We start from the raw sequence: 17,914 nt of genomic DNA on the forward strand, positions 1-17,914 counted from the left end.
GTTAGGACTGTATCTTTTTTCCAAAACAATTCGTTCTGTTATTTTTTACAGGACGAATTGTGAAGTCCGATTGGGTACCTTTGGAATAAATAATGACTTCTTCATCTTTCCGTAAATCTATCTTATACATGTTTTCGGATAAAATTGTGACTTTCATGTTACGTTTTCCTTTAAATACAGGTGAAGATATGTCAGTTACTACAGTACAGGGTTCACCTGCAAGGCTTTTGATAGCGATAAATTCAGTTTTGCCGTTTTTTCGGCTGGCAGTAATAAGGAAAGCCCCTTCAGCCCGAAAATCTTTATAGGCGATCTCTTTCCAACAGTCGGGAACAGCGGGAAAGATACGTAATTTTCCACCCCAACTTTGAAGTAACATATCGTGAATGGATTGGGCGGCGGACAGTGGTGTTTCAATGACCGGACCCGATTCACGATAAAGTGTGTTGACTGATAAGAATTTGGTAAACAACTTGTTAAGGTATGTGAGTGCTTCATTGCCATGACCCAAAGCAGATGATATGGAAGAGGCTCCGGTGCATGAATATCCCTGATGTGCTCCGGATTTGCTTTGCCAGTAAAGGAGAGATTTTTCTATGAGCTTATATTCTGCGGGATTCTCTTTATTAATGAGATATAAAGGATAGGCAGCCAGCAAATGCGAATAGTGGTGATGAGAGAAAGCATAAGGAACATCCCGTCCTATCATAAGTCCGTTTGTCGGGTCTGCAGGGAATGGGGTGAGTTCTTCCAAAATTGTTTTCCAACGGGGAATAAGAGGGTCGTCTATTTTTAACCGGTCGGTAATGTCAAGTAATGTCCGACAACCCCAACGCAGCAATGCCAAGTCGAAGTTGCAATCTTCCGCACTGCCATATTCAGGAGAGTATGTTCGGGGGAGATGTATCTTACCGTCTTTTTCTTTGTAGGTAAAGTGCAGGTAGTAATTGATTGATTGTTTAAGTACGGGAAAAAGTTTGTTCAGTAATAGCTCATCATCCATTTTATGGCGGTAAATCAGCCATAGACTGTGGCATACCCAAGGTAAAAGTCCTACTTCCGGAACTTTGTCCACACCGGGGATACCGACTTCGCCGGATTCGCATAGCAGGTTTGACGAACGTCCTATTGCCAATGCGTCTGAGCGGTAGGCTTCCGGTACGTTCTTTTGAAGGTTTTCTATGTTATTGTAAATGGCATTTTCTAAGGATGCCGCCAAATCGAGATGATTGGAGGTATTGAGTGCCCAATAGGTGAGTTGTACATTCAAATTCCACCATGCATTGGGCCATGGAGTGACGGTAAGCCACGGGCCGGTGTTGTCTATCAGTGCACGATCGCCGCGTGTGGCACTGGCTAGTTTGTACAACTGTATCCAGTAGAAGTTTTCTTTCATCCCATCCGGCAGAGTAAGAAAACTGCTTGGATAGTAGTGATTCCACCAGGAGCGGTGCTGTTTCTTTAATTTTCCGATTCCTGTTGCCAGTGCATTATTCAAAATCCGAACGGCATCCTTTTCTGCGGTAGCTTCGGGATAGGAGTGGGTTACGGTAATCCAATAGGTACGTTCATTCTTTTTGTTTTTCGTTTCTTTCCATGCAACGGCCGTTTCACCTCCTGCCTGTAACTTTTGGACGGATATTCCCGGCTTTACTTCCGGGGTGGGATTCAGAGAATAGTCTTCGGGTACTTTTATCCACTTTCCTTCTCCCTTTGCGTATAGATAACGCGGGCTTTGGGCAGATGCGGGTATCCATTCCCAACGAAAGTTTTTCTCACCGTCGGTAGCGGTAGTCTGAACCAGCATTACCATATCATTGGCGTGTACATAAGCGTGCAATCGTATGGTTCCTCGAGTCGTTGTTATTTCTGCATTTGTTTCTGCATTCCAGATGTCAAGATGCATTGTTCCGTCTACTATTTTACCTTCGGGGTGTAAGGCAAAATGTCCGGTTAGTAGCCGGGGGATGGCATATAAGTCTGTTCCCGCTCTATGGTCATGTACAGAACAGTTGCCGGTTTCAAACCGGATATAGTTCTGTTCCGGTTCCTTATAAATCATAAGTCCCAGCATGCCATTACCCATATAAGCCGATTCATACCAGTATTCGGGTAGTGTTTCCCAAATCAGATCTTGTTTCTGCATAAAAACAGGCCAGTCTATGTCAGTTTTTACTTTTTCTGTTCGGGCGGATGCAGGTATATATCCTGTTACTGACAGACAAAGGTATAAAATAAAAATGCGTATTTTAATGTTGTTCATGATGTTGTATGATTATTATGTTGCAAGCAAAGATGAAGATTATATCTGTATTAATCAATATATTCTCGGTCGATTTGGGAGATTTGGAAAATAGATGCAATTATTGAGGACAATTTAGTCAGATAAGATAAAAATAAATGGTGCTATTTTGCCGTATATTAATATATTAGTTTAATAACAGTATATTTGTATTCTCATAGTTTTATACAAATATATACTTGTTTATTCAGAAAAGAAATTATTTATTTACCATAAGAAGTATATAACATGAAATTGAAAAGCTTTATTCTTGCAGGATGTACCGCTCTTTTTGTTGCTGCATCTTGCAGCCAAAGAGCAGTCGAGAAACAAACATGGGTTGAAAAAGCTATTGAAAACGCATGCGCTCAAATCGGATTGGAAATTGATACTATCGAAAGCAGTGGTAAATTTATGAATCCGGTGACACTGAACGATAAGGGCGGTGTCTATTACTGCGGATACGCTGACTGGCGGAGTGGCTTTTTCCCCGGTAGCGTGTGGTATCTGTATGAATTGACAGGTGACACAACTTTGCTCCCGCTTGCTCAAAAATATACGGAAGCTATTAGCGAAGCGCAAAATCTTACCTGGCATCATGATATAGGCTTTATCATTCATTGCAGTTTCGGCAACGGATTGCGTCTGACAAACAAGCCAGGTTATAAGGAGGTAATGATTCAGGCTGCAAAATCTCTTTGTACCCGTTTTCGTGAAAAACCGCAAGTGATTCAAAGTTGGGATGTGAAAGGAAATAGCTGGCAGTCGAAACGTGGTTGGGAGTGTCCTGTTATTATAGATAATATGATGAATCTCGAATTACTCTTTGAGGCAACCAGACTTTCGGGTGATTCTACTTTCTATAAAGTAGCGGTGATGCATGCTGATCGTACTTTGAAGGAACAATTCCGTCCTGACGGAAGCTGTTATCACGTTGTTGATTATAGTATTGAAGATGGCACCGTACGGCATCGTCAGACAGCACAAGGCTATGCTGACGAGTCTGTCTGGTCCAGAGGACAAGCATGGGCTATCTATGGATATACCGTATGCTATAGAGAGACACTCAATCGTACTTATCTTGACCAGGCAGTCAAGACTTTCGAATTCATGAAAAATCTTAAGAATATGCCGGCAGATTGTATTCCGTACTGGGATATGGATGCTCCTGACGTTCCTGCCGCACCGCGGGATGCTTCCTCGGCTGCTGTCATCGCCTCCGCTTTGTATGAAATGAGTACTTATGATATACCGTCTGCCGCTGCTTGCAAGGTGTATGCCGATAAAATAATGGAATCGCTTGCATCGGAGGTCTATACGGCTAGATTGGGTGAGAACGGGCGGTTTATCCTGATGCATAGTGTAGGCAGTATTCCTCATAACAGTGAAGTGGATGTTCCGCTAAATTATGCGGATTATTATTACCTGGAAGCCTTGAAACGTAAAACGGATATTGAAAAAACACTTTTGAAAGAAGAACGACTCTGAAAATGAAAGTTGTTTTATTTATATGTTCACCACGTCCGCTAGGCTGTATCTCCAAGGGATTCACATGATAATTCTTAATCAGGATACGCACGACAGAGGTAGCACGAATCACACAATAATAACGTAAGGAGAGTAAATAGGAATATTCAGTAAATGTTCCCCCCAAATACCATGGCATATGAAGATGATAGAGTATAATCACTTCATATGCCATTATTATTGTCATTTTTCTGTATATTCTCATATACTCTTATCTGACAAGACATGAAGTTCCGGAAGAAGTCTTCTGACCTCTTCTGATTCTTTCAGTAAACTCATATCATGCAGCTTTCCCCGTTCTGTTCCTGATCTTGTCAATCATCAGTATGGCATTTGCTGTATGTATTCCGAAGAAAATCCACAGTATTTCCGTCTTCTTGTTCCTTGCCTTTATCCTTGCGAGCGAGTAATGTTGCTTTTGAGTGCCGAAGCTTCCTTCAAGCCGTGTGGCCCTTTCTTTTGAGAGTTCGCTTCTAAGCACCTTCCTCAAAGGCTCATCTTTGCCCGCCCTTCCCTTGCGCACAAAGGATGTGGATATCCCATATTTAGTACAGAACTTTCTGTTGGCATTATTGGCATATATGGAATCGGCAGCCACACATCTTACCCTTACATTCATCAGCTTCTGCTGCATACGGATACAGTCCTTCAAGCGTATCCCCTCATTGAAAGCCTTGAACGAGAGGTGTTCGATGAACGATATGCCGTCTATCTGTATATTATTGACCTTTGCACCGAACTCGACGGACTTGGTTTCCTTGCCTCTGACGATGGGACGTACATAATGACGGTCGATGCTGATGATGCGGTCACTGACTTTTCGCCCTTCAAACATTTCCTTTTCCTGTACAAGCACCTTTCTGATGATGGAAAGACGCTTATGGTAATCCTGCGTATATCGGAGTAAAGCACCGTACTCGCTATGGAGCCCATCCCTTTGACTGAGGAGCTTTTCAAGAAGCTTGATCATACGGCGCTTAAGCATTCCTGTCCTTGAAGCTCTCCTCTTTCTTTTCTTGCAGTAGGACAGATAGGATTCCGCCACATTCCTGTATTTGTTGCGCGGACGCCTTATGCCCAGATCCCTGCAATGCCGGCATATATGCCTGTAGAGCCATTCGATGCTTTCCCAAAGGAGTTTCATGTCCGTAGGAAAACGCATGTGGCTCTCATAGCATGTGGCATCGGTCATGCAGACGTGAAGGTTATCAAGATAAGGTTTCCAGTGTGAAGCCAGGATCTCCTGGAAGGAATCAATGTCAAGGCGGGATGCTATCTCATTACGGATGGCACTGACTATCTTGAAGTTGGTTATGGGAAGGGACGGGGGGATCATGATTCCACAGAACATCTGGTAGTGTATGTTCCCGTTCAGATGTTCCACCAGTTTCCTGTCGGAGAATCCGGTGTATGCCTTCAGGACCATAAGGGCGATCTTTGCGGAAGGACTGAATATGTTCCTGCGGCCCAAACGTTGTTCAGACAGGCCTGCGGCTTTTGCCATACGATCAAATGGAAAGACCGAATGAAGCCTGCCAAGCTCACTCTCATGAAAACTCTTGCGGTATTTTTCCAGAATATCAAATTCTGTAAAGCCCAAAGTTGGGTGGATTTCTGAAATTTTTTGTATCTTAGCCATATCTTAGTTGGGGAATTTCCCCCGTTTGGGCCGTCAAACCTTGTTTTCGGGGGAATACCTAAAGATACTAAAAAGCCAACTAATTCGCAATAATTTGTGTATGAATTAGTTGGCTCATTTTATAATATTTAATGAATGTCCCTAAATAAAGTAGTTTTCTTCATTGTGTTTTATGTTTTTATTGAGTATGGATAATATTAACGTTGCAGGAATTCGCAGAGCTTCTGCACAGCCACCGCACGATGGCTAATTTTATTTTTTATCTCATTTCCTAGTTCAGCGAAAGTCTTGTTATAACCTTCCGGTTTGAAAATAGGATCGTAGCCAAACCCCGAATCGCCACGTTTCTCTTTGATTATTTCACCTTTTATCACTCCTTCGAAAAGATATTCCTTTCCATCCAGTATCAGTGAAATAGCAGTGCGGAATTGTGCTTTACGGTTTTCCTCTCCTTCCAGTTCGTGAAGAAGTTTGAGCATATTGGCTTGGGCGTTGTGTCCTTCACCTCCTGCATAACGGGCAGAATAGACTCCGGGAGCTCCATCTAAAGCTTCCACTTCCAATCCCGTATCATCGGCAAAACAATCCAGATGATAGTTTTTAAAGATATAGGAAGCTTTTAATAGCGCATTTCCTTCCAGTGTTTCAGCTGTTTCGGGAATATCCGTTTGGCAACCGATATCGTTGAGACTTAGCAATTCTACTTTATCTCCCAAGATAGCGGCTACTTCTTTCAGTTTATGGGCATTATTGGTAGCAAATACAAGTTTGCGTTTCATCATTTATTTTTTGTTTTAACAGGGGTATTCAATATTTATCAACCGGTTATTATTTCACTTTCAGCTTATCGAATCCTTCACCATATACACCGATAACGGAACTTTGAGAGATAAAAGCATTCGGGTCAATACGTTTTACCAAACGGAAGATGTCGAGTGATTGGCGTTTCTTGGCAAGTACTACCAGCACTTTCACATTTTTTTTGCTGTACCATCCTGTACCGTCGAGTACCGTTACTCCTCGGTCGGCATCTTTTATGATGCTATCGGCTATTTCATCATATTTCTTTGAGAAGATAAAGAATTGAACCGATTGACGGGCACTGTTGATAATCCAGTCGAGTACAACGCCGATGATGAACAGAGTGACAAAACCGAAAATAACCCGGCGCCAATCATGAAATATAAAGTAACAGGAACTGATAATGAATACATCACAAATCATAATCATTCGTCCGAGTGATACATCTTTGTATTTATTGACGATGGCAGCGATAATATCTGTTCCACCCGTACTTCCATTGTAGTTGAAAGTAATACCCAAACCTACACCGCACATGGCTGCACCGATAATACAGGCCATGAAGTCCTGTCCTGTACCGAGTAATAACGGTTTACCGTCCGGTGTCATATCCGGTGCTTTTACATAATTATTCACTACCAATTGGAACAACCAAAGTAGAAAAGTCAGTATAAGAATAGCATAAGTGGTTTTTATACTAAATCTTGGACCTAATATCCGGATTGCAAAGGTCATTAGAACTGCATTAATGATGAAGTATGACCATTGGATTGGAAATCCTGTTGCATAATAGATAATAGCTCCGATACCGGTGGTTCCTCCGGTAGTTATCTGATAAGGTAACAGGAATGCGGCCCATCCCAAAGAATAACTTATTAATCCGAGAGTGATGTAGATATAATCTTTCACTTCTCTCATTACTTCTGCTTTTGTTAGTTTATACATAAGATCTATAATTATGTTATACTACAACGTTTACAATCTTCTTCGGAACGACAATGATCTTCTTCGGAGTCTTGCCGTCAATCCATTTCTGCGAACGTTCGTCGGCCAATACAGCTGTTTGGATAGCATCCGAAGTCGCATCTGCTGCAAATTCCATATTGAAACGTGCTTTTCCGTTGAAAGAGATTGTGTAGTTGACGGTGTCCTCTTTCAGGTATTCTTCGTTGTATGCAGGCCATTTTGCATCGCATACGGAAGTTTTGTGTCCCAATACGTTCCACAACTCTTCACAGACGTGTGGTGCGAAAGGAGCAAGGATAATAATAAGTTGTTCCAGAATCTCCTTTTTGCTGCATTTAAGGTTGAAGAGTTCGTTCACACAGATCATAAATGCACTGACAGAAGTATTGTAAGAGAACTGTTCAATATCACCTGTCACCTTTTTTATCAACTTGTGAAGGCTTTTCAATTCTTCTTTCGTTGCAGGCCCGTCTTTTACCATATATTCGTCTGTACGGCTGTAGAACAACGACCAGAATTTACGGATAAAACGGTGCACACCGTCGATACCGTTTGTATCCCATGGTTTGGACTGTTCTACCGGTCCGAGGAACATTTCATACATACGAAGTGTATCCGCACCGTATTTTTCCACAATCATGTCCGGATTGACTACGTTGAACATGGATTTGCTCATCTTTTCAACTGCCCATCCGCAAACGTATTTTCCGTCTTCGAGGATAAACTCGGCAGTTTTGTATTCAGGACGCCATGCTTTGAATGCTTCCAGATCCAGTATATCATTCGATACGATATTTACATCTACATGAAGCGGAGTAACCTCGTATTGATCTTTCAGGTTCAGAGAAACGAAAGTATTGGTATCTTTAATACGATATACAAAATTGCTGCGACCTTGAATCATTCCTTGATTTACTAATTTTTGGAATGGTTCTTCCATTGTAGATATACCCATGTCGTACAGGAATTTATTCCAGAAACGAGAGTAGATCAAGTGTCCTGTTGCATGTTCGGTACCACCCACATAAAGGTCTACGTTTTTCCAGTACTGGTCAATTTTCGGATCAACCAATGCCTCATGATTGTGTGGGTCCATATAGCGGAGATAGTAAGCCGATGAACCGGCGAATCCCGGCATTGTGTTCAACTCCAGCGGGAAGATGGTTACATGGTCAATCTTTTCATTTTCTACGACACATTTGTTCACTGTGTCCCAAGCCCATTTGGTGGCGTGTCCCAATGGAGGTTCACCTGTTTCGGTAGGCAGGAATTTGGCCACCTCCGGAAGTTCCAGCGGCAGACAACTTTCATCAATCATGTAAGGCATTCCGTCTTTGTAGTAGACAGGGAACGGTTCGCCCCAGTAACGCTGGCGTGAGAAGATGGCGTCGCGCAGACGGTAGTTCACTTTCACACGGCCCAGATTGTGTTCTTTTACATATTTCTTGGTTGTTTCTATCGCTTCTTTGATAGTCAATCCGTTCAACGAAAGATCACAGTAAGGAGTGACATCCGGGCGCGGAGAGTTACAAACAATACCTTCTTTGGCATCGAAACTTTCTTTGCTTACATCACAACCTTCTACCAACGGGCGGATTTCCAGTCCGAAATGTTTGGCGAATGCATAGTCGCGGCTATCGTGGGCAGGTACGGCCATGATGGCACCTGTTCCGTATCCGGCCAGTACGTAATCGCTGATCCAGATAGGCACTGCTTCACCCGTGAATGGATTGATGGCATACGAACCACTGAATACACCGGTAACACTACGGTCAGCGATACGTTCGCGTTCCGTACGTTTTTTGGTACGATCGAGGTAAGCATCTACTTCTGCTTTCTGTTCAGGCGTTGTTAATTGTGCTACCAATTCGCTTTCCGGAGCCAATACCATAAAGGTAACGCCAAACATAGTATCTGCACGAGTGGTGAAAATAGTGAATTCGAGATCACTGTCTTTTACTTTGAATTGCACTTCAGCACCTTCCGAACGTCCGATCCAGTTTCTTTGGGTTTCTTTCAGAGAATCCGTCCAGTCGATTGTGTCCAGTCCGTCGAGCAGACGCTGTGCGTAAGCGGATACACGCAGACACCATTGGCGCATTTTCTTTTGAACAACAGGAAAACCACCGCGTTCGCTGACTCCGTCCACTACCTCGTCGTTTGCCAGTACAGTTCCTAATTCGGCGCACCAGTTTACCATTGTTTCACCCAGATAAGCGATACGATAGTTCATCAGGATCTCTTGCTTTTCTTTTTCGCTTTTGGCATTCCATTCTTCGGCGGTAAAGCTGATCTCTTCGTTACAAGCGGCATTGAGTCCTTTGTTTCCGCAGATGGTGAAGGCTTTTTCCAGCTCTTCGATAGGACGGGCTTTCTGTTCATCGTTGCAATAATAGCTGTTGAACATTTTTTGGAAGGCCCATTGTGTCCAGTGGTAATATTCAGGGTCGCAAGTACGGATTTCCCGGTTCCAGTCGAAAGAGAAACCTATTTTATCCAACTGTTCGCGATAGCGGTTGATATTGTTGACGGTAGTGATAGCAGGATGCTGTCCGGTTTGGATGGCATATTGCTCGGCGGGCAGGCCGTAAGCGTCATATCCCATCGGGTTGAGTACATTGAAGCCTTGCAGTCGTTTGTAACGGGCGTAAATGTCCGAAGCAATGTATCCCAGCGGGTGTCCTACGTGTAGACCGGCTCCTGACGGATAAGGGAACATGTTTAGGACATAAAATTTTTGTTTCGAATCATCTTCCCTAACTTGGTAGGTTTTCTCTTCCACCCACCTTTTCTGCCACTTCTTTTCAATTTCTCTGAAGTTGTACTCCATAGTGATAAAGTTTTTATTTATAGTGATTTATATTGTTATTTCTAATTCGAGGCACAAATTTACGTGTTTATTTTCAGATAATCACGTTTTCCCTATTGACTTTCTTGTTTTTATTTCGTATATTTGAGGTCAATAATAATAAATAAGTAATAATGAAATATATAAATATTATAACATAAGTTCAATAGGTGAATGTGTAAAATTGCATAAAGAGGATAACGAATGGGTAAGAAACTGTGAAGGTTCTTGCCCATTTTTATTGAAATAATTTTATTTCAGGTATTGAAAGTTTCAAAAAAATGCAGAAATCGTCTGTTATATCATAATAATTCTGTAATTTTGTTGTGCAAGTTCCGTAAATTTAAAACAGTGCTTCTAAGTTAATTTTTTGATACTAAAAAATACATATAAGTATGAAAATGAATTTCCATTGTTTTGCGAATCTTATTCCGGTAATGATTCTCGCCCTTTTCTCGAATAGCGGACTGATAAACGCAACCGAAGTAGGAAAACGTACTAACGCATTGGAAGCGTCGACTTGGAACGAATCCAAATGGATTTCAGCAGTAGACGCTCCTGTAGTGAAAGGACATAACAACGGTCGTGCAGCCGATGGTGCCAGTTGGTTTGTGTCCACCGTGAAAAATGAAAAGAAAGTCATCTCTGCCAAGTGGATGACCGCAGGACTAGGAGTTTACGAGTTGTATGTGAATGGGAAACCCGTAGGCGGGGAATTCCTGAAACCGGGCTTCACACACTATGCCAAGACCAAACGTTCTTTTACCTATGATATCACAGATGTCATCCGCACCAAGCCAAACGCCGAAAACATGCTCTCCGTACAGGTGACACCGGGATGGTGGGCTGACAAAATCATAACCCCCGGAGGATATGACGGCATGATAGGCAAAAAGTGTGCCTTCCGTGGTGTGTTGGAACTGACTTTTTCTGACGGAACGAAGAAGTGCTACGGTACCGACCTTAAAAACTGGAAAGCAGGAATTGCCGGTCCGGTGAAACATGCCGGTATCTTTGACGGAGAAGCGTATGATGCACGCGAACCGATGGGTTATGAATGTGTGGACAAACTCTCCACACCCGAAGAGAATACCGAATTTTCCGGTGACATTTTGCCTTCGGACGGAGCTGAAGTCTATCTGCGCACCGATCTCGCCCTTGCTCCTGTCAGGGCATACGTTTGGAAGAATGTAGAGGGAGCGAAAGAGAATGAGTTCGGTAAAGTGGTTATTGTCCGTGAGTTCGCACCGAGCACGGAGATGACCGTAAGTCCGGGAGAGACGTTAGTGGTGGATTTCGGGCAAAACTGTGCCGCCGTACCCTCTTTCGTGTTCAAAGCTGCGGAGGGAACAGTGCTGACCTGCCTTCCCGCAGAGTTGCTCAATGACGGCAACGGTGCCAAGATTCGTGGCATGGATGGTCCGGAAGGGAGCTGCCACCGTGAAAACCTACGTATCCCCCACACCGGCATCCATTTGGACTATACCTTTGCTGCCGGAGGCGACTATGTGCCTTACTATCCTCACTGTACCTTCTTCGGCTACCGCTACGTTTCCATAACTGCCACCGGGAATGTAGCCATCAAGTCGTTGAAATCCATTCCCGTCACTTCCATCGCAAAGGAACTGGAAACCGGTACTATCACCACAGGCAATGACCTTGTGAACAAACTCATCTCTAACACTTATTGGGGACAGCTATCCAACTACCTGTCTGTACCCACCGACTGTCCGCAGCGTGACGAGCGCTTGGGCTGGACAGCAGATACACAAGTGTTTGCAGAAACCGGTACGTTCTTTGCTAACACCATGAAGTTCTTTCACAAGTGGATGCGTGACATGCGCGACACTCAGAATAGTTTGGGCGGATTCCCCGGAGTAGCTCCTTTGGCACAATACGGCGATGAGAAAATGCGTCTGGGCTGGGCAGATGCCGGAATCATCGTACCTTGGACGGTGTGGAAACAATTCGGAGATACGCAAATCATTGAGGAGAACTGGGACGCCATGGACCTGTTTATGAATCACATCAACGACACCAAGTATAATCACGAGACTCTTCGCGGTGAGAACGGCAACTACCAATGGGCCGACTGGTTGAGCTACGAACCGCTGGAAAGCTGTAGCGGATTGGCTTTCTCTCCCCAAGGTCCGCTTCCTGATGCCATTAGCTACTGGAACTATCTGAGCGCTTCCTACTGGGTGATAGATGCTTTCATGATGCGTGACATGGCTACCGCCACCGGTCGCAATGCTGCCAAGTACCAGCAAATGGGCGACTTGGCAAAAGCATACATCAAAGAGAACTTCCTCAACGAAGACGGTACCTTCAAAACTGCCATTCTCAACACCATGCAAACTCCTGCTCTGTTCGCCTTGAAAAACCGGCTTGTGGAAGGCGAAGCCAAAACGAAGATGATAGAGCGCCTGCGCAAAAACTTCGCACAACACGATCTTTGTTTGCAGACCGGATTTCTGGGCACATCTATCCTCATGCCTACCCTCACGGAGAATGGCATGGAGGATATTGCCTATGAACTCCTCTTCCAACGTAAGAACCCAAGTTGGCTGTACTCTGTCGACAATGGAGCTACCACCATTTGGGAACGGTGGAACAGCTATATGATAGATAAGGGAATGGGACCACGCGGTATGAACAGCTTCAATCATTATGCCTATGGATGCGTATGTGAATGGATTTGGGAAACTGTTGCCGGCATCGCAGCCGATCCCGCTACCCCCGGCTTCAAGCATGTCATTATGAAACCTATTCCAGACAAGCGATTGGGACATGTAACTGCCGAATACCGTTCTGCTGCCGGAATCATCAAGAGTGCCTGGAAATACAAGGGTGACACTTGGATTTGGGAATTCACCATTCCTAAAGGTGTTACCGCTACCGTAACCCTTCCCGGGGAAAGGGAGTCAAAGGTTTATGGAAGTGGAACTTACAAGGTGAGCAAATAGTTTTTCATGTAGGCTCTTCTCCGATACCCTTGTTTTTTACCTGGCTAAAGCATCGCTTTAGCCGGTCTAAAGCTATGCTTTTTATTCCCTAAAGCAATGCTTTAGAGAGCTATATCAGAAATACATTCATTCCGAAAGTTTACAGAGTAATCTTGACATCCGAGAGTTGGATGGTACCATGGCTACTGCAAAGTAGTTTGATGCACCAACGAGTGTTATTACCGCTCCTCTCCCTATTGATTTCGTCAATTCCTCTTTCAACCTATCACCACCGTCCTGAAACTCTTTATTCATCGTATTTACAGAGCGGTGATAGGTTGTGGTTAACCTATCACCTCATCTGTCACCTATCACCACCTATTTTTTGAAAGCCTATAGCAAACAGTCATTTTTAATAAGGGCTAATTTTTGCTTCACACTGATGAAACATTTTGTTTCAAGGCACTGAAACACTTTGTTTCAAGGCGCTGAACACTTTGTTTCAAAGCGCTGAACACTTTGTTTCAAGGCGCTGAATGTCTTATACGGATTTAGGTTGACACCTTTTTAGAGACATAAAAAAAGAAAAATTATGTCTAAATTATCTCGTAAGATTTATTCTGAGACTTTCAAATTGGAAGTTCTCCGTGATTACTTCAGTAGCGGTTTGTCAATGTTTGCTACTGCCAAGAAATGGGGTTTACCCAACCATACTTATATTCTGCGTTGGCAAAAGTGTTATGCAATTGATTCGGATTCCTTATCTTTGTCCCCCGAACTTCTGTCAGATCTTCAAATGAAAAAGAATCCAAAATCAAAATCTAAAGAAGAACTTCTTGAAGCGGAAAATTTGCGTCTGAGAAAGGCTTTGGAACTTGAAAAACTTCGTTCCCATGCCTTTGAAAGACTGATTGAACTCACAGAAAGAGAAGAAGGGATTTCCATCTTAAAAAAAGATGGTGCCAAATAGTCACCGGCCTTCGTGAAGAGTTTCCTCACATCAGTGTGAAAACCCTTTGCGGACTGTTTGGCATGTCTTCCCAGGCCTATTACAAAAAGAAAAAAAATCTTTTGTCGCGTCATCAGATCAGAACAGCCATCTTGGATGCCGTCTTCTTCTACCGCTCAAAGGCTCCGGGCATCGGTGGTTTGAAATTATACCATGAGCTCCGCTCCCTTTATGGAAGCGAGATAACCGGAGGGCGGGATGCCTTCCTTCATCTGCTGCGTTCGGAACGCCTTATGCTGCCCCCGAAGAAACCCAGGCATACGACGGACTCCCACCATCTTTACAAGAAGTATCCGAATCTGATCAAGGGGGTAACGGCACAATACCCGAACCATATCTGGGTATGTGACATCACTTACATCTGGATTGAAGGTGGCGTATGCTACCTCCATCTTGTAACGGACATGTACTCACATGCCGTTTTAGGATGGGTGCTCTCTCCCAGTTTGCATGCCGAATATACGCTACAGGCACTGGAACAGGCCATCAATGAGGCTGGAGGTGGCAATCTTTGCGGCACAATCCACCATTCCGACCGGGGGGTACAGTATGCCTGCGATGCCTATATCGACACACTGGTCACTCATCATATACGTGTGAGCATGACTGAAGATTACAACCCGACGGACAATGCGGTAGCAGAAAGGATGAATGGCATCCTGAAAACGGAATGGATATACGGCATGTCGCTGTTCAGGGATAAAGAGATGGCACGGGAGCAGATTACGCGAATGATTGACTTCTATAATAATGGACGACCGCATATGAGCATAGGTATGAAAAAACCCATGGACGTATATCATGGAGAGGTGCCGGGAAAATCATTGTGGAAAAAATAAGGTTCCATATGATAAATAAATACTATATTTGCGATACCGAGAGCCCGAGCACACTCAGATTTGTCCATTGTTTTTACGTATGACAACTATCTTAGGAGCAAAGGGAAGAAACTAACAACTGTTTTAGTTATGAATAACAGAATGTGACAACTTATTTAGTAACTAGCCTCTAAAAGTGACAACCATTTCTAGTATAAGTCAGAACACTTTGTTCCAAGGCGCTGAAACACTTTGTTTCAAGGCGCTGAACACTTTGTTTCAAGGCGCTGAACACTTTGTTCCAAGCCGCTGAAACACTTTGTTCTAAGGCGTAAAAACACTTTGTTTGACTTATACTAGAAATGGTTGTCACTTTTAGAGGCTAGTTACTAAATAAGTTGTCACATTCTGTTATTCATAACTAAAACAGTTGTTAGTTTCTTCCCTTTGCTCCTAAGATAGTTGTCATACGTAAAAACAATGGACAAATCTGAGTGTGCTCGGGCTCTCGGTATCGCAAATATAGTATTTATTTATCATATGGAACCTTATTTTTTCCACAATGATTTTCCCGGCACCTCTCCATGATATACGTCCATGGGTTTTTTCATACCTATGCTCATATGTGGTCGTCCATTATTATAGAAGTCAATCATTCGCGTAATCTGCTCCCGTGCCATCTCTTTATCCCTGAACAGCGACATGCCGTATATCCATTCCGTTTTCAGGATGCCATTCATCCTTTCTGCTACCGCATTGTCCGTCGGGTTGTAATCTTCAGTCATGCTCACACGTATATGATGAGTGACCAGTGTGTCGATATAGGCATCGCAGGCATACTGTACCCCCCGGTCGGAATGGTGGATTGTGCCGCAAAGATTGCCACCTCCGGCCTCATTGATGGCCTGTTCCAGTGCCTGTAGCGTATATTCGGCATGCAAACTGGGAGAGAGCACCCATCCTAAAACGGCATGTGAGTACATGTCCGTTACAAGATGGAGGTAGCATACGCCACCTTCAATCCAGATGTAAGTGATGTCACATACCCAGATATGGTTCGGGTATTGTGCCGTTACCCCCTTGATCAGATTCGGATACTTCTTGTAAAGATGGTGGGAGTCCGTCGTATGCCTGGGTTTCTTCGGGGGTAGCATAAGGCGTTCCGAACGCAGCAGATGAAGGAAGGCATCCCGCCCTCCGGTTATCTCGCTTCCATAAAGGGAGCGGAGCTCATGGTATAATTTCAAACCACCGATGCCCGGAGCCTTTGAGCGGTAGAAGAAGACGGCATCCAAGATGGCTGTTCTGATCTGATGACGCGACAAAAGATTTTTTTTCTTTTTGTAATAGGCCTGGGAAGACATGCCAAACAGTCCGCAAAGGGTTTTCACACTGATGTGAGGAAACTCTTCACGAAGGCCGGTGACTATTTGGCACCATCTTTTTTTAAGATGGAAATCCCTTCTTCTCTTTCTGTGAGTTCAATCAGTCTTTCAAAGGCATGGGAACGAAGTTTTTCAAGTTCCAAAGCCTTTCTCAGACGCAAATTTTCCGCTTCAAGAAGTTCTTCTTTAGATTTTGATTTTGGATTCTTTTTCATTTGAAGATCTGACAGAAGTTCGGGGGACAAAGATAAGGAATCCGAATCAATTGCATAACACTTTTGCCAACGCAGAATATAAGTATGGTTGGGTAAACCCCATTTCTTGGCAGTAGCAAACATTGACAAACCGCTACTGAAGTAATCACGGAGAACTTCCAATTTGAAAGTCTCAGAATAAATCTTACGAGATAATTTAGACATAATTTTTCTTTTTTTATGTCTCTAAAAAGGTGTCAACCTAAATCCGTATAAGACAGTTCAAGCAATTGAAACATCTTGAAATCGCCTTTTGGGTTTTGTCTTCATAACAGTCTGTCGCAGCAGATTACTGCAAGTTAATCATGCAGCATGGGATACGTTTTCTGTTCGGTGCTATATTTCTCCATAACTTCTCCGTATCTTTGTATCATTGTTAAAAAAGTATATGTATGAAATTGACGCAGAGATACTATCATTTGATAGCCATATTGACCGTTGCCATTTGGGGACTGACTTTTATTGCAACGAAAGTATTGATTAATCATGGACTCACCCCTCAGGAGATATTCTTTTATCGTTTTTTGATTGCCTATTTGGGCATTTGGGCTATTTCGCCCAAGCGTCTGTTTGCAGGTAATTGGAAAGATGAACTTTGGTTGATGGCAGGAGGTCTTTTCGGTGGCTCACTCTATTTCTTTACAGAAAATACAGCTTTGGGAATTACACAAGCATCCAATGTAGCTTTCATCATTTGCACAGCTCCTTTGCTTACCACCATCCTTTCCCTTCTCTTTTATAAAAATGAAAAGGCTGCCAAAGGTTTGATTTATGGTTCCATATTGGCTTTAATCGGAGTGGGATTAGTGGTTTTCAACGGTAGTTTTGTGCTTAAATTATCTCCGGTAGGGGATTTGCTGACTTTACTTGCCGCTCTGTCATGGGCTTTTTATAGTCTAGTCATAAAGAAAATGACGGGGCGTTACTCCACTGTATTTATCACCCGCAAAATATTCTTTTATGGGGTATTGACCATATTTCCCGCCTTTCTTCTTCATCCGTTGCAACCGGATCTTGATATACTTTTAAAACCGATTGTATTATCCAATCTTTTGTTTCTAGCTGTTCTGGCTTCCTTGATATGTTATGTCCTCTGGAATGTGGTCTTAAAACAGTTGGGAACCGTCAGGGCTTCTAATTATATCTATCTCAATCCATTGGTGACAATGGTGGCGTCCGTAATCATTCTTCACGAACAAATCACGTGGATTACATTGTTGGGGGCCGGTTGCATTATATTGGGGGTTTATCAGGCAGAAAAGAAATAAGGAAGATATCTTTGAATCGAATCTCTAAGATTTCAGGTTGTGCCCAAAGAATCTGATGATTGAAAATAGAGAGATCTGGTGGTTTATATCAGATAGGCAGGAGCTAATGAGCAAAAAAAAAGGAGCAACGCCTTGCTCCAACCTTTGTTAACCTTAAATCTAATACTATGAAA

12 protein-coding genes and 1 pseudogene are annotated in these 17,914 nt (G+C 43.3%); 5 read left to right on the top strand and 8 right to left on the bottom strand.

What is annotated here, in order from left to right:
• Nucleotide 1 precedes the first annotated feature (1 nt).
• Nucleotides 2-2,263 carry a glycoside hydrolase family 95-like protein gene (locus AB9N12_RS07690; protein ID WP_369891112.1) on the bottom strand — a complete coding sequence of 754 codons (2,262 nt, stop codon included), beginning with the start codon at nucleotides 2,261-2,263 and terminating at the stop codon, nucleotides 2-4.
• A 267-nt stretch (nucleotides 2,264-2,530) separates the two neighbouring features.
• On the opposite strand from AB9N12_RS07690, the gene AB9N12_RS07695 reads away from it, so the two are divergent.
• A complete protein-coding gene (locus AB9N12_RS07695; RefSeq protein WP_369891115.1) occupies nucleotides 2,531-3,769 on the top strand; it encodes a glycoside hydrolase family 88 protein in 1,239 nt (412 codons plus the stop codon).
• 19 nt (nucleotides 3,770-3,788) lie between these two features.
• On the opposite strand, the pseudogene AB9N12_RS07700 reads toward AB9N12_RS07695, so the two are convergent.
• From AB9N12_RS07700 to leuS, 5 genes and pseudogenes are all read right to left on the bottom strand, one after another.
• Nucleotides 3,789-3,881, bottom strand: a pseudogene (locus AB9N12_RS07700) (flagellar motor protein MotB); the annotation flags it as partial.
• A 207-nt stretch (nucleotides 3,882-4,088) separates the two neighbouring features.
• The gene (locus tag AB9N12_RS07705; protein ID WP_369891117.1) at nucleotides 4,089-5,447 is read right to left on the bottom strand and encodes a transposase; all 1,359 of its coding nucleotides are present in this window, start codon (nucleotides 5,445-5,447) and stop codon (nucleotides 4,089-4,091) included.
• Between the two features lie 197 nt (nucleotides 5,448-5,644).
• Nucleotides 5,645-6,226: a non-canonical purine NTP diphosphatase gene (locus tag AB9N12_RS07710; protein ID WP_369892837.1), complete on the bottom strand. Its 582-nt coding sequence runs from the start codon at nucleotides 6,224-6,226 to the stop codon at nucleotides 5,645-5,647.
• Between the two features lie 49 nt (nucleotides 6,227-6,275).
• Nucleotides 6,276-7,193: a YitT family protein gene (locus tag AB9N12_RS07715; protein ID WP_369891119.1), complete on the bottom strand. Its 918-nt coding sequence runs from the start codon at nucleotides 7,191-7,193 to the stop codon at nucleotides 6,276-6,278.
• A gap of 16 nt (nucleotides 7,194-7,209) precedes the next feature.
• Complete coding sequence (gene leuS, locus AB9N12_RS07720; RefSeq protein ID WP_369891121.1) at nucleotides 7,210-10,044, bottom strand: leucine--tRNA ligase; 2,835 nt, start codon at nucleotides 10,042-10,044, stop codon at nucleotides 7,210-7,212.
• 413 nt (nucleotides 10,045-10,457) lie between these two features.
• Between leuS and AB9N12_RS07725 the strand changes: the two genes are divergently transcribed.
• From AB9N12_RS07725 to AB9N12_RS07735, 3 genes are all read left to right on the top strand, one after another.
• Nucleotides 10,458-13,028 carry a family 78 glycoside hydrolase catalytic domain gene (locus AB9N12_RS07725; protein WP_369891123.1) on the top strand — a complete coding sequence of 857 codons (2,571 nt, stop codon included), beginning with the start codon at nucleotides 10,458-10,460 and terminating at the stop codon, nucleotides 13,026-13,028.
• A gap of 571 nt (nucleotides 13,029-13,599) precedes the next feature.
• Nucleotides 13,600-13,977, top strand: a complete 378-nt coding sequence (locus tag AB9N12_RS07730) for a hypothetical protein (protein WP_369889012.1) — start codon at nucleotides 13,600-13,602, stop codon at nucleotides 13,975-13,977.
• 35 nt (nucleotides 13,978-14,012) lie between these two features.
• Complete coding sequence (locus tag AB9N12_RS07735) at nucleotides 14,013-14,855, top strand: IS3 family transposase (RefSeq protein WP_369889013.1); 843 nt, start codon at nucleotides 14,013-14,015, stop codon at nucleotides 14,853-14,855.
• Between the two features lie 527 nt (nucleotides 14,856-15,382).
• On the opposite strand, the gene AB9N12_RS07740 is transcribed toward AB9N12_RS07735, so the two are convergent.
• The gene (locus AB9N12_RS07740; protein ID WP_369889013.1) at nucleotides 15,383-16,225 is read right to left on the bottom strand and encodes an IS3 family transposase; all 843 of its coding nucleotides are present in this window, start codon (nucleotides 16,223-16,225) and stop codon (nucleotides 15,383-15,385) included.
• A gap of 35 nt (nucleotides 16,226-16,260) precedes the next feature.
• Nucleotides 16,261-16,638, bottom strand: coding sequence for a hypothetical protein (locus tag AB9N12_RS07745; protein WP_369889012.1), 378 nt, complete (start codon nucleotides 16,636-16,638; stop codon nucleotides 16,261-16,263).
• A gap of 227 nt (nucleotides 16,639-16,865) precedes the next feature.
• On the opposite strand from AB9N12_RS07745, the gene AB9N12_RS07750 reads away from it, so the two are divergent.
• A complete protein-coding gene (locus AB9N12_RS07750) occupies nucleotides 16,866-17,741 on the top strand; it encodes a DMT family transporter (protein WP_369891125.1) in 876 nt (291 codons plus the stop codon).
• Nucleotides 17,742-17,914 lie beyond the last annotated feature (173 nt).

It is taken from the genome of Bacteroides sp. AN502(2024), from assembly GCF_041227145.1.
Classification (GTDB): domain Bacteria; phylum Bacteroidota; class Bacteroidia; order Bacteroidales; family Bacteroidaceae; genus Bacteroides.

What these genes read in the sequence shown, in the direction of transcription:
- AB9N12_RS07730 (WP_369889012.1), top strand. Translation starts at nt 13,600, where the DNA reads ATGTCTAAATTATCTCGTAAGATTTATTCTGAGACTTTCAAATTGGAA.
- AB9N12_RS07690 (WP_369891112.1), bottom strand. Translation starts at nt 2,263, where the DNA reads ATGAACAACATTAAAATACGCATTTTTATTTTATACCTTTGTCTGTCA.
- AB9N12_RS07710 (WP_369892837.1), bottom strand. Translation starts at nt 6,226, where the DNA reads ATGAAACGCAAACTTGTATTTGCTACCAATAATGCCCATAAACTGAAA.
- AB9N12_RS07705 (WP_369891117.1), bottom strand. Translation starts at nt 5,447, where the DNA reads ATGGCTAAGATACAAAAAATTTCAGAAATCCACCCAACTTTGGGCTTT.
- AB9N12_RS07715 (WP_369891119.1), bottom strand. Translation starts at nt 7,193, where the DNA reads ATGTATAAACTAACAAAAGCAGAAGTAATGAGAGAAGTGAAAGATTAT.
- AB9N12_RS07750 (WP_369891125.1), top strand. Translation starts at nt 16,866, where the DNA reads ATGAAATTGACGCAGAGATACTATCATTTGATAGCCATATTGACCGTT.
- leuS (WP_369891121.1), bottom strand. Translation starts at nt 10,044, where the DNA reads ATGGAGTACAACTTCAGAGAAATTGAAAAGAAGTGGCAGAAAAGGTGG.
- AB9N12_RS07745 (WP_369889012.1), bottom strand. Translation starts at nt 16,638, where the DNA reads ATGTCTAAATTATCTCGTAAGATTTATTCTGAGACTTTCAAATTGGAA.
- AB9N12_RS07725 (WP_369891123.1), top strand. Translation starts at nt 10,458, where the DNA reads ATGAAAATGAATTTCCATTGTTTTGCGAATCTTATTCCGGTAATGATT.
- AB9N12_RS07695 (WP_369891115.1), top strand. Translation starts at nt 2,531, where the DNA reads ATGAAATTGAAAAGCTTTATTCTTGCAGGATGTACCGCTCTTTTTGTT.